General features: G+C 33.7%; 8 protein-coding genes. 1 reads left to right on the top strand and 7 read right to left on the bottom strand.

Annotated elements, in window-relative coordinates:
• Positions 1-472 precede the first annotated feature (472 nt).
• From JML65_RS07060 to JML65_RS07045, 4 genes are all read right to left on the bottom strand, one after another.
• Positions 473-1,615, bottom strand: coding sequence for a 1-acyl-sn-glycerol-3-phosphate acyltransferase (locus JML65_RS07060; protein WP_202270363.1), 1,143 nt, complete (start codon positions 1,613-1,615; stop codon positions 473-475).
• A 260-nt stretch (positions 1,616-1,875) separates the two neighbouring features.
• The gene (locus JML65_RS07055) at positions 1,876-2,724 is read right to left on the bottom strand and encodes a GIY-YIG nuclease family protein (protein ID WP_202270362.1); all 849 of its coding nucleotides are present in this window, start codon (positions 2,722-2,724) and stop codon (positions 1,876-1,878) included.
• Between the two features lie 15 nt (positions 2,725-2,739).
• A complete protein-coding gene (locus tag JML65_RS07050; RefSeq protein ID WP_202270361.1) occupies positions 2,740-3,882 on the bottom strand; it encodes a hypothetical protein in 1,143 nt (380 codons plus the stop codon).
• Positions 3,879-5,972 (bottom strand): restriction endonuclease subunit S, encoded by a 2,094-nt coding sequence (locus tag JML65_RS07045; RefSeq protein WP_202270360.1) that lies wholly within the window; start codon positions 5,970-5,972, stop codon positions 3,879-3,881. The genes JML65_RS07050 and JML65_RS07045 overlap by 4 nt, the downstream gene beginning before the upstream one ends.
• Before the next feature lie 327 nt (positions 5,973-6,299).
• Between JML65_RS07045 and JML65_RS07040 the strand changes: the two genes are divergently transcribed.
• A complete protein-coding gene (locus JML65_RS07040) occupies positions 6,300-6,662 on the top strand; it encodes an XRE family transcriptional regulator (RefSeq protein ID WP_237390804.1) in 363 nt (120 codons plus the stop codon).
• 48 nt (positions 6,663-6,710) lie between these two features.
• Here JML65_RS07040 and JML65_RS07035 read toward each other — a convergent pair whose 3' ends face one another.
• Genes JML65_RS07035 through hsdR form a run of 3 tightly spaced genes read right to left on the bottom strand, consistent with a single transcriptional unit; the run spans position 6,711 to position 12,703 of the window.
• Entirely contained in the window at positions 6,711-8,015 is a 1,305-nt protein-coding gene (locus JML65_RS07035) for a restriction endonuclease subunit S (RefSeq protein WP_202270359.1), read from the bottom strand.
• Complete coding sequence (locus tag JML65_RS07030) at positions 8,015-9,475, bottom strand: N-6 DNA methylase (RefSeq protein WP_202270358.1); 1,461 nt, start codon at positions 9,473-9,475, stop codon at positions 8,015-8,017. The genes JML65_RS07035 and JML65_RS07030 overlap by 1 nt, the downstream gene beginning before the upstream one ends.
• Positions 9,476-9,484: 9 nt before the next feature.
• Positions 9,485-12,703 (bottom strand): type I restriction-modification system endonuclease, encoded by a 3,219-nt coding sequence (hsdR, locus tag JML65_RS07025; RefSeq protein WP_202270357.1) that lies wholly within the window; start codon positions 12,701-12,703, stop codon positions 9,485-9,487.
• Positions 12,704-12,811: the final 108 nt, after the last annotated feature.

Below are 12,811 nucleotides of genomic sequence, written 5' to 3'. Positions count from 1 at the left end.
AAAATCGATTGGAAATCGATTTACTCTTAGCTCACTTAACAGTAAGCGCAATAAAATTAAAGCTTTGCGTTAAAAAAAATTATGTATTCAATTAGAGTTGGATGGATTTTTAAACGCAAAGGAATAGTGATTCGAGTGCTTTATTTTAAGAATGCAAAGTAGGGCGACTTTGTCGCTGAATAAGCTGTATGAAAAAACATCAGTTCCATTAAAATCGAGTGGTATAAAGTCAATTTACCTGAGTTGCCGGGAGAAAACTATAACAACAAAAGTCACAAAAGTTTTAGGAACACTTTAGGAGAATGGAGTTACAAATAAACTGCTGAGAAGTTCACATAAGTTTTTTTGAAACCCTCTGATTTTCTTTTGAAATGAAGGGGTATGTTTTAAAAATGGCAAAAAAATATGCTAAATCTATGGTTTAAAAAAGATTTTCAAATTGACAAAATAAACAATGCCCTACTAAAGTCTGTTATCCTGAAAAGCTTTCTTCAATCTTTATTTTATTGATTAACGGATTGGCATACATCGATAGGAAATATTCTTTAGAAACGGGATCAGAAGGATCAATACGCATTTCCAGTCTTCGGATAAACAGCTGTTTTTCCTGTTCGGTATACTGTGAAGTATAGGTCTGGGTATTATGAAGCAGATCATAGGCTATAAATTTCGTTGGCCATAGCTTATAATTCCTGATAATGGAATCATCAACGATCTGAGCAACAGCTTGCAGCTGCTTATTTTTATTCTCAATGGTAGCTGCAATATCATCCAGTTCTTTGTCAATGACATGACCGGCATGCAGATGAATTCTCTTCTTTTGACCCAATATACCACTAAGCATGGTGGTAAAATCTTCATTTTTACCTTTTATGTATTCCTCTTCTCTGTGTTTGGCCAGCAGTTGGGGCATTTTTAAAGAATCGGTAGGGTCATATTCATAAGAGATGGAGATGGGAACAATCTTTAAGGATTTAAAATAATCCGTCAGGGATTGATCTCCAGCTGCCATTGCCAGCATTTTTAAAACGCCTTGCTGAGTAGCATCATTACCGTCTTTAGCGCGGCCTTCACGCTGAGCAATCCATACGGAACGCTTTTCCTGGTGTAATTGCTGCTCAATATACTCGGACATGATTTGTGAGCTTTTAAGCTGGTCACGCAGCGACAGCCCTCTCTGAACTAAAAAGTTACGGTTCAGCTTGGCCAATACATTCAGGAACTTTCTCCCAACAAGGTTGTCACCAATGGCCGAAGCGGTCATAATGTGGCCGCTCTCCAGTAAAGCAAGGTTAAGTAGGGAAGTGTCCAACACAATATCCCTGTGATTCGAAATGAAAAGGTAAGGGGTATTTTTATCCAGCTGATCGAAACCTGAGGTCGTCAAACCGTCAGAACTTTTTGTAAGGATCTGACGAACGGTCTGTGCTATAAAATGCCTCTGAAAATCACTGATGGAATGAATATTTTTAAACTGTTCCAGCCAAATTTGCTCATCCGTATCTGGAAAAGTAAAATTCATCAGCGCTTTCATCATAGGGTCGCGGGATACACTCCCTAACGCTTCATTCACCTCCTGATCATGGAAATACCGGATTTCATCAAACTTCGACATGCAATTATTTAAAATTTAAAACCTTTTTGCAAAAGAACAAAAATTATATGAGAATGCCGTAGAATGTAGATGAAAGTATTATGATTGGCTTAGAAGTTAGATAAATAATATGATATTGAGGAGTTAATTCACCCGACGTAAGCTATATCAGTGAAATTGATTAGAGGTTTTATGCTTAGATTCCTGCGGAATGACAAAAAAATGGAAAGATTAAGCGTGCTATTTGTCATTCCGTGGGAATCCCAACTGTATTATTCAAATTATATTTCTAAATACTTGAGTTGAGTTCCCGCCTCTGTTTTCCATTCTAAGGGACCACTTGCTGATCTGGCCAATGTAGCAGATGCAGCTCTTGAAGATGAGGTGAAAATATAGTCTTTTGTCAACTTATAAAATCCATCTTCAATTTGTAGTATTCCTTCTGATATCATTTTTCTTCGCTCTGTCACGATACCATCTGCTAATGATGGTTGTTCTGTTATCATAAAAAGAGAATCTTTATATACAATAAAACCCTCAGTGGAAGGACTTCCTTTACTGTTTGCTCCGGCTCCATTTTTACAGAATAAAATCAGTTGACTAGTTTCATCTTGCTCAATAGTTTCTTCCAGCGATTCAAATATTTTATGGCCTAATGATGCAGTCAATATTTTGATATTGGATAAAAATTCCTCTAGTTCAGCTTGTTCAGCTTCAGAAAGTTCCGGTCGAGTAGGGATGTTTTGATTGATAGCATAACGACCTGCGTTTACAGCTAGTTCATACAGCCCATTTTCTAAATATTTAACACCAGCCTTATTCAGGTATTGATCTTTGCTCCCAAAGAATAAGACTTCGTTCCAAAAGTCTCTGTTAGCAATATGGTGGGCAATGCGGTCAGCAATGACTTCTGCTTCCCCAATATAGGCCATATCCTCATTGTTATCTCCTTTACCAATCAAAATATATACACCAGGTTTTCTAAACTCAGGGCGGATGCTGTATTCTCTTACTTTAATACGGGGAACTCTGATGCCTATTCCCGTCCAGTTGCTGAGTTCTGCGGTGGTGAGACTGTTTGGGGTGCCATCTACGAAGAATAGGCGTATGGTTTTTCCGAAGGTGTTCATGTTGATTTTATTTTTTTATAGTGTTCTGTCTGCAATTCTATTATATAGCATATTAATTGAGTTACCAATAGTACATACAGCATCAAAAACTCGATTTCTATCAATTAAGAATTCTTTTAATGTAATATCGTTTCCTACAGTATCCTGTTGGACAACTTCTGACATCGAATTGCCCGATAAGTGAATTAAATTATTTCTTACTGCCTGTATTGGTCTATCTAAATCTTCTGGAATATCTATAGGGGTTATAATTCCTAATAAATTTCTTCCAATGTTTATTGCTGCTCCAAGACCACTAACTTGTGCGGTTCCTGTCGTAGTAATTTGATCCGATGACCAATAATCAAATAAATCACCTATATTTTTAATTTCAAGAATAAAATTTCCATCAGGCTGTTTTACTCGTTTAATTCTAACTCTTTTATAAGTAGGGTCTCCGGGGTTAGACAAATAATCACTGTGTACTCTAGGCATTGAATGGGGAAACGTTACTTTATAACCCGTAGGGTCTTTATGAATATCCATATTAACTCTTTCATAAACATCTTGTGAAGGAGTTCCATATTGATAACTATATCCTTTTGTTTCCAATGCATCTCGAAGAGTACCTTCTAAACCTATTGTCATTAATGCCATTGCAACTGCAGGCTTGCCTGACTTAAAGGCTGCCACACCTTGTTGTATGTATTGTAGGATATACTCAGGTACAATTTCTCCAGGAGTATTATTACCGATTCTTATATCCAGATCAACTAAGCCAGGGTTACCGTCCACTTCCAGATTCCATACCCAATGCCATTTTTTTACTGCTTTATATTGTAACTGACTTCCATCTTGAAGAGTGATTTTGCTACAAGCTAAGAAATCAGTATTTGTTACTCCAATTGCACCGTTTATTTGTAAATCCTCATACAAGCATTCTATAATTTTTATCAGCAGTTTTTGTCCATAACTGTCTGCTATTCTTTTAATTCTCGTTTCGATTATATCAATCTGTTGATTTGTATCACCTGGACCCACAACAAAAGCTGATCGTTCACCTAACGTGGCTGTTTGTGCTGCTTGTAACAATTTTATTAAATCATTGCTATAAAGTGTTCGAAGTTTGAAAAAGCAAGCAGCAATCAAATCGTTTGTAATTTTAGGAAAAGAATTCATAGCTTATCTCCTTCTTTACTGAGGTTAGACAATCTTTTAGTTATTTCTCCTTTGAGGATTGCAGCCTTTGTTTGAATGGCAGCTAATTCATCTAGCTGTAGAGCAAATTCTTGATAAATTTTTTGCTGTATTTCCAGGCTTGGAACAGGTATGATTATGTGATCAAAACTTGATAGATTTAAAGCAGGTATAACTGTACCAGAAGTTTGGTCATGAAATTGTGCCTGAACAAATTGACTATTTAATGCTATGGCCAAATAGCCAGGTAAAATAAACTCATGATTGGGCTTAATAATAGCTATATGTCGATTTACAAGCATTTCTTCGAAATCTTTGGATACCAATGCAGCTTTTCCACGATACGGCCCAATTATATTGACCAATATATCATTTGCAACAACTCTGTATATTTTGCCATGAGGTAATTTTTCTTTAGAAGTAAAAGATAACTCTTCTTTGTTTAATTGCAGCTCTCTGATAACAGCAGGATTGATACAAGGAATATCACCGTCTATATCGTTCACAATTGTATTACCACGAGATATACTCTTCATAAGTTCCTTTAAAGGGAGTATGGAAAAATCTGATTTTACATTATCTGAAGGTTGGGCATGCTGATCAAGCCAATATTTGGTTACGTGAAAATTTTCTGCATTTAATTTTTCTACTGTGAACCCATTTTGTGAAGAAATAATCTTTTTTTCTGTTCTGTATAAAGCAAGATTTTGTAAAATAGCTTCCATGGAAGAATCATATTCTTTGTACAAAGGATTACAAACAGGTACTTTATCGAGAGCGGCCATAAAAACTTTTTCTTGTTTTTTTGAATCGCTTTTTCTTAATAATACCAAGCTGGTTTTTACCAAAGAATAAGGTTTAAAAGCATCATCTGGTAAACTAATAATAGCTTCAATTTGAGACTGAAAATAGCTCCTGGCTTTTTTATATTGTGCTGATAAAAGAAAACCATCAGGTACAATAGCTATAACCTGTCCATTCTGATTAGTTGTATTTAATGCGGCTTCCAGAAATAATGTATTACCATCTTTAAGACCTTGTCTCCCGAGATAACTATCGATATGTTTTTCAAATTTTAGATTAAAAGGAGGAGCCAATAAAACAGCATCCATACTATTTTGAGATAATACTTCGAAATTACCTTGTAATAAGCCAGGCTCAAACTTCACCTCAGATTCTTTCTTTCTTCCTAAAATTTGCTGAATTTTTATCCAATATAACTCGTTGTGAGAAGTATAATAGGCCGTAATGTTTTGGAATTCTCTTAAATAAGCTGAAGATATGAATATACCATTTCTGGAAAATAAATCCAGTAGATTAGTTTGTTTATCTTTGTTAATTAAGGCTACCATTAAATCGGCCATCCATCTGGGTACATTCCATTCTTTTCGTGAGGCTTCAAAAAAAGAATCAATAAATTCAAATACTGTAATTCGATTTTCTAACAAATCGATATCTTTCAAACGTTCTAAAGCTTCTTTCAATATGGCATCCGGAGAATAACTGCTAGGTGATTTTTCGTGAATATGATGTGTTCCAATGAGATTCTGAAAATTAATAGCATTATGTTTTTCTCCGTCGAGATCCTGTATTAGTTTAGCATACAGTACTATTGATACATCATATAAATGGTCTCCAGTTAAAGGAAAATTTCGGATGTATTCTGTAATGTGTATTAAAAGTTCTTTAGTAAATTCAAATTCAGACAGTGTATGGGTATGGAATTGATTATACTGTACAGCTATTGTTTTTTCCGGTCGCCCATTTTGCCCTGTTTTAAGCCATAAATGTTGTTTTCCATCAGACAGTAAATAATATTTTGCGTTTAGTTCAATAGCTACCTTTTGTAAGCTTCGGGTAATAGGATGATATCCTATTTCATCCGTAGCGATTGATTTTATAGCAGCATTTTTTTTTATTTCAATAGCAATTAGAATCCTATCTTTAGATCTAACGACTGCATCAATTTTTGAATTCAGCAAATCATACTCTGGGAAAATTGATGAATGGGGATAGCCTAAGCTTTCCAAATATTTTTTGAGGCTGTTATACGCTTGTGTCTCAAACTCCATATCAAATTTGTTTTTTCACATTAGTTTTTTATCTGGTATTCCATTTAAAAGTTATTCCAACCAAGTTACTTGATTTAGTAATAATTCTTCTAAATGCTCTGAATTTAAAATTTCAGAGTATGTTTGCTGTAAATATAGGTAAAATGGTAACTTTAGTCAATATAACAACCCGTAAAGATTATTTTTATTAAAAAAATATAGATTTAATTATTTGGTTTTAAATGTTATTAGTAGAAGTGTTTTTTATAATTTAGCACTTCATAAAGTTTTGGATTTATTATTTAACACAAAATATCTTAGGGACGCAATGTAAAACGATTCAGGGAAATGCTGGGCATCAAGCAGGAAGCATTGGCTCTTGACCTTGGGGACGAATGGAACCAGAAGAAAATTTCTCTGCTGGAACAGAAAGAAATTATTGAAGACCCTTTACTGAAAAGAATTTCTGAAGTATTGAAAATTCCGGTGGAAGCGTTTCAGAATTTTGATGAGGAGCAGGCAGTGAATATTATTTCTAATACGTTTGGGGAGAATGCTTTCAGTAATTCATTTAATTACGGTACAATTAATTTTCACCCTATTGAAAAAATAGTGCAGTTGCATGATGATAAGATTGCTCTTTATGAGAGGATGCTGAAGGAGAAGGATGAGATGATGGGAAGATTGGAGAGGTTGATTGAGAAGAGATAAGTTAAGATATAGAAAAAGGTTCAGCATCTGCTGAACCTTTTTAATGTTTTATTTCTTCTTTATTTCTTTTTTCAGTTTTAGAATTTCTTCTAACAGGTCTTTTGCATCTCCATCACTAGGGAGTTGAGGAACTAATTCTCCTTTAAAAGCTTTATGTAGAATGGCTTGTGGAAGACTATCTATTTTTTCTTTTAAAGTTTTGTACCGCTCTTCTATAATATCTGCTTTGGCAAAGAGATTTTCTACTCGATTAGTAATCTTCTCTTGTTCTATAATTAATTTCGGAATAGTAATTTCCCAATTTTTAATTTTTGAAAGATTTAAATTTGGCTGGTTTCCACCTTCAGCTTTAGCCCTAATTTCATTATATTGACTTAAACAATATAAATAGATATATTTTCTTGTTATTAACTCTAAATTTTCATTAACTAATGCAGCGATAGCTTGATTCGTTGCGGCTTCAATTTTCATCCATCCAATTTGTCCCCTTGTTTTACCTTCCCCATACATTGCAATTAAGATAGTATCTTTCGGAAAAATTTTTGCATTTGTTGTCTTTACAGCTAGTTCAGTAATGAGTTCTTCAGTTTTATATATGTATGAATTTTTTACTTCGCCAGATTTAATCCAATATATATTTGCATTTTCATAAAATTTCTTTTCTCCTTTTTTCGGAGTAGCTCCTGTTTTAACATCAAAAAAATCACTCATTAATCTCATTTGCATATCAGGTACGTTAGTCAATTTTCCGGTAATAGCTTGTGTTAAAACTTGCTGACGAAAATCTTTAAGCAACTGAGGAATACGCCCCAAAGCTTTTTTCATTGTTTCATGTTGTGCAAATAAAGAATCTAACTTTGCTACAATACGCTCTTGTTCTGGTAATGGAGGAAGAGGAAAAGGTATTTCATTTATACTTTTTGATGATAGATGTTTTACTGTTGTTGATGAAGTATTTTCATTTATTATTTTAAGGAATTCACCAATGCCATAAAAAATAAATTTTTTCAATATAAAATTCTCATTGGGTTTGATCCTGCAAACCCTTTGATTTAATAAAGTAGGTTTGTTTTTCCAGAGGGCATGATTAAAATCTCCATCCATACCAATAATTAAATCATCAGCATTAACTATATATTCTTCGGAGAAATCACCTGAATAGTATGTTTCAATTTTACTTTCTAAAATATCTCTAATTCTAAGCAGTGGAAATCCTTCTGTTGAATTAAACAATCTTGATTTAAAAGCATATCCATTTTGAATAGTTGCAACTGTATTTAATGTTGTAATTTGCCATCTTTCTGGATACTTTTTATCTTTAAATAAATCTTCAACTCTATGGACTAAACTCATTATTTCAATTCTTTAATTAAGTTTTCCAATTCAGTTTGTATAAGTAAAAGTTCTTTTAAAGCATCATTAGCAATATCTAATGGCTCACCTATATCAGAGGACTTTGTTAAACTTTCATCAGCAATCAATCCTAAATCTAAAGAATCATTTTTCTTTGCAATTTCTTCACGGGAAATGCATTGCCAACGTTCGTCTTTTATTTGCTTTCTTTTTTCTTCATCTATTGCTCCTTCATACTCTTTTACTACATTTTCTGCGGTTAATCCTCCGGTATAAGCTGTGATAAAATCTTCAAATGCTTTTTCTGTAAAAGGTGTTCTTTTCCCAAAACTTGGCATATTGGTTCTCATATCGTAGAACCATACATTTTTGGTATTTCCTTCTTCTTTTTTACCCCTTGTAAAGAAAAGAACATTGGTTTTTACCCCTGCTGCATAGAAAATACCTGTTGGTAAACGTAAAATAGTATGCAGATTGCATTTTTCCATCAAATCTTTTCGGATGCGTTGTCCGTCACCATCTTCAAACAGAACGTTATCTGGTAATACTACAGCAGCACGACCTGTTCCGTCAGTAATAATGCTTCTGTAAATATGCTGTAAGAAATTAAGCTGTTTGTTGCTGGATATATGTTTTAAATCTGTTCTGGTAGGTTTTTCTCCTCCCTTTTTTGTACCAAAAGGAGGATTGGCTAATACACCATTAAAGCCTTTTAGATTTTCACCTAAACTTGTTAATGTATCACCTAAAAGAATGTTACTCTCCATTTGATGCAACCTGGCATTCATTAGAGCTAAACGATGGGCATCAGCAACAAGTTCTACTCCAGAAAACGCTTCTTCTTCCTGAAATTTGATTTTTTCAGAAGAGAGAACGTAACGGTAATCGTATTTTTCTTTCAGATAATGATCTGCAGAAATCATAAAACCAAAGGTTCCACAGGCAGGATCATTCCACTTTTCACCTAATTTGGGAGCCATTAGTTTTACCATTACATTAATTAATGGACGTGGAGTAAAATATTGCCCTGCACCACTTTTTTTCTCACCTGCATTTTTCTCCAATAAACTTTCGTAGATATCTCCCATGACATCACGGTCAGATTCCTCATACCAATCCAGCTTATCAATAGCCTGAACCAAAGTATTAAAGTTTACAGGCTTAGTAAGTGTAGTAGAAGCATTAGTATAGATGTCTTTGATAGATGGACTGTCTGTTTTGCTGCTTACATTAGCTAAAAAATCACGATATAATCTAAAAGCTTCTACATTATCTGTTTCCTCTACAAATTTATTCCATCTGTACTCTTCAGGAATTTGATCTGAAAATCCTTTTACCTCAGATAATTTAAGGAAAAGGATGAAAGTAAGTTCGTTAAGATATTGGTGGTACGTTACGCCGTCATCGCGCAACACATTACATAAATTCCAAAGTTTATTGGCTATTTCCTGTGCGCTCATTTTACATTTCTATGCTGAATAGAGTTCATTATTCAGCTCTGTTATCAATTCTTCTAATTCGTTATTAAATATCTTATTTAGCCTTGTAAAACCTCCTTCATCTACAAAAGGTCTTAAATCTAAGTCCTGTTTTGTAAGAATGGTTTCTGCCATCAATTGTTTTTCAAAACGGTCTATCCATCTTAATTGCACAGCAGTCCATTGATGTTTTGATTTTAACTTGCTAATGGTTTTCTGAACACGTTCCTGAGGGGTTATTAGATCAATTCCCATAGAAAGTGTCCTGATATAAGCTATAATATCGGCCGCAATATCCACATTTTTTGTGGATTTCCAAGCGGTATTCAGAGAAGTTTCATTAAAACCTTTTTCATCTAAAAGTAACTTTAATTCTTTTAATGACTTACGGTCTAGCTCCTGAGGTTTATTACAAATAATATTGATTGCTGTAATCGTATTGCTGTTTTCCTGAAGAAATTTTTTGAAACCTTCTATATAATCTTCAGGCTTATCTGCATTTCCATATCCACGGGTAACTTCCATTACAGAATCTTCATGTGTAGAAACAAATTGAGAATATTTCTTGTATACTTTTGTATCAAGATAATTCCAAAGTGAGCTTAATTGCTCTACTGTATTTTTTATTTCAGAGCCGGTTGTATTCTTCAAAGACTGTATTAATCCTTCAATGGTATTTCCATCTGTATAATAAGAAATATGTTCTTTTTGTTCAGCCGTTAGGTTTCTTGACTTTCGTTGCAATTTTGCAATGATTTGCTCAACCTGTTTATATAAGCGCTGCTCATCAGAAATTCTCTCAGTTTCTTCTACCAATTGTTGGAAGCTATAAGAAGGATTTCCTACTGTTTGTATCTGGGTGTAATCTTTTAATGCTTCATATAAACGAACTGCATCAAATATTTTAAAAGATTCTTTTCCTATTTCAGGGCAAAGACGTGTGGCTCTTCCCAGCATTTGTTCGTACAATATACGGGAACGTACACGACGCATAAATACAACATTACATATAGAAGGAACATCAATTCCGGTAGTTAATAAGTCTACCGTAACAACAATATTGGGATATCTTTCATTCTTAAAATCTCTGGTTAATTGTGCATTATCATAAACACTACCCGTAATTTTCTGAATAGCTTTTTCATGAACATCAACGCCAATTTTTTCGAACTCTTCACCCAGCATGTTGATTATGGTATCTGCATGACTATCTCTTGCAGCGAAGATGATTGTTTTTTCATTGCCTTCGGGATCTAGGTTTTTAACAAGTTCCTGAACTACAGCCCTGTTGAAATTATCATTAAGAACTTGTTTGTTAAAATGTTCTACACCAAATTTTAATTCATCTTCCAGTTCATCCAAATCTGTTATTTCTCCAGTTTCGCCATCATATACCTGAGGTTTTTCTCCCTTTTCCCATGTAATTCCTTCGGTATTAAGATAAGTTTTAATATTAAATGGAGGTTCATGATCTACCAAATTGCCGTCTATTACAGCTCTTCGATAAGAGTAATTATAAACAGATTCTCCAAAAATTTCTGTTGTGTGAAGGGCAGGTGTAGCTGTCATCCCTATTTTAAAAGCATCAAAATAATCAAGAACTTTACGGTACTGTGCTACATAGTCATCTTCATTTCGGATACCAAAATCATCTTCATTCATTTCTTTATCCAACTGGTAACCACGGTGTGCTTCATCAACAATAATACAATCATAAGTGTCAACAGTTAATGGTTCTCCTTCATTATAGAAGAGTCTTTTTACCATACTCTGAACGGTGGCAAAATGGAGACGGGATTCTGAGTCCGGAATGGTTGTTCCAAGATCATCAAATTGATATATTCCACCAAAAGACTGTTGAGCTTCAACTTTATTTTCTTTAATACTATCACGTGCCTGTGTTGCAAGAAGCTTTCTGTCTGTTAAAAATAGAATTCGTTTAAATCTGTTGGCTTTTATCAATCTATATATTAACCCGTTAATGGTTCTGGTTTTTCCTGTTCCGGTAGCCATAACAAGTAGAGCTCTTTTATCAAAAGGAGCTTCAGCTAGTTTATTTTCAACGGATTGTATAGCTTCTATCTGATAATCACGAAGACTTAATCCGCTTGGAGAAGCCAAATAGTCATAATCACTTTCTAAGAGTTTTTCTTTGGCTGCATCCGAGTCTCTATTGTATAGTTCTTTTAAACCTTCTGGTGAGTACCAGCCTTTTAATGCATACGGACGATTGGTGGATTTTCTTATATCCTGAAACCAAATACCACTTTTGGTTTTCAGTTGTTCTAAATATTTTTTTCCGTTTGTAGAATATAAGAATGGAACCTTATAAGTATCCCATTGTCCTAGTAAAATAATTTCATCCTGTGGATGGATATTTTCTGAATATACCTTAGACTGCCGAAGGTTGGTAGAAATATCAGTATTATATTTCTTAGCCTCAACTAAACCGTAAAGTTCAGTACCAATAAATAAAGCATAATCTGCATACTTCCCTCCGCATGGCCATTCTGCAATTGCTTTATTTTTTCCTTTTTCGGGTAATGTTTTTTTATTCTTATAATTAATATTTTCTGTATCACATTCCCATCCGGCAGCTCTCAACTGAACGTCTATCAGTTGGATTCTTGTATCATATTCATTGAGATTAATTTTATCTGCATAGAATTGAGCTTTTTCTCTTCTTTTCTTTATGCCACTTTCTGAAACATTCAGTGATTGAATTTTTAATTCATAGTTTTTTAATTGAATGGTTAATTCATCCACTTTATCTGTTAAGGAGGCTATTTCCTCATCAGATTTATTGGGTGGTAATTCATAGACAAGGTTTTCAATAGTATCTTCTTCGTAAGTTTCAAAAAACCACTTAGCAAGACTAAATATTTTTTTTAAAATAAATAAAGCTTCATCAGATTTATTAGAACCATCATGAGAGGCTCTGTTACCTGATTTTCTAACTACATGGAAAATATCAGTTATTGTATCGGGTAAGATCTCGTGATTATTTAGATACTGTATAGCATCGTGTTGATTTAAATGAGAAATGTCTTCTGATTCAAAACCAGCAATTAAACCAACTAATTTTTCGCAAAATAATCTTGATTTTGATATTGATGAACTGGCATCTATATAATACAAATTTTCTGCTAATCTTGCACAATTAAAAAGCTCAGGATAAAGATCCTTTAGAAATAAAAATTTTGATGGCATTAGGTGTTTTTAATAGTATAGGTTATTGTCTTTTAAAAAAATCACTAATAAAAGACAAACTTACTAAAAACCTACTATAAATAAAAGAATCTTGGCTTTAAAACATAA

The organism is Chryseobacterium sp. KMC2, from assembly GCF_016756935.1.
Taxonomy (GTDB): domain Bacteria; phylum Bacteroidota; class Bacteroidia; order Flavobacteriales; family Weeksellaceae; genus Chryseobacterium; species Chryseobacterium rhizosphaerae.
Note: the sequence above shows the minus strand (reverse complement) of the source record. Positions and strands in the feature narration are given on the sequence as shown.

Coding starts and splice junctions, on each gene's coding strand:
- hsdR (WP_202270357.1), bottom strand. CDS start 12,703: ATGCCATCAAAATTTTTATTTCTAAAGGATCTTTATCCTGAGCTTTTT.
- JML65_RS07060 (WP_202270363.1), bottom strand. CDS start 1,615: ATGTCGAAGTTTGATGAAATCCGGTATTTCCATGATCAGGAGGTGAAT.
- JML65_RS07050 (WP_202270361.1), bottom strand. CDS start 3,882: ATGAATTCTTTTCCTAAAATTACAAACGATTTGATTGCTGCTTGCTTT.
- JML65_RS07030 (WP_202270358.1), bottom strand. CDS start 9,475: ATGAGCGCACAGGAAATAGCCAATAAACTTTGGAATTTATGTAATGTG.
- JML65_RS07055 (WP_202270362.1), bottom strand. CDS start 2,724: ATGAACACCTTCGGAAAAACCATACGCCTATTCTTCGTAGATGGCACC.
- JML65_RS07045 (WP_202270360.1), bottom strand. CDS start 5,972: ATGGAGTTTGAGACACAAGCGTATAACAGCCTCAAAAAATATTTGGAA.
- JML65_RS07040 (WP_237390804.1), top strand. CDS start 6,300: ATGCTGGGCATCAAGCAGGAAGCATTGGCTCTTGACCTTGGGGACGAA.
- JML65_RS07035 (WP_202270359.1), bottom strand. CDS start 8,015: ATGAGTTTAGTCCATAGAGTTGAAGATTTATTTAAAGATAAAAAGTAT.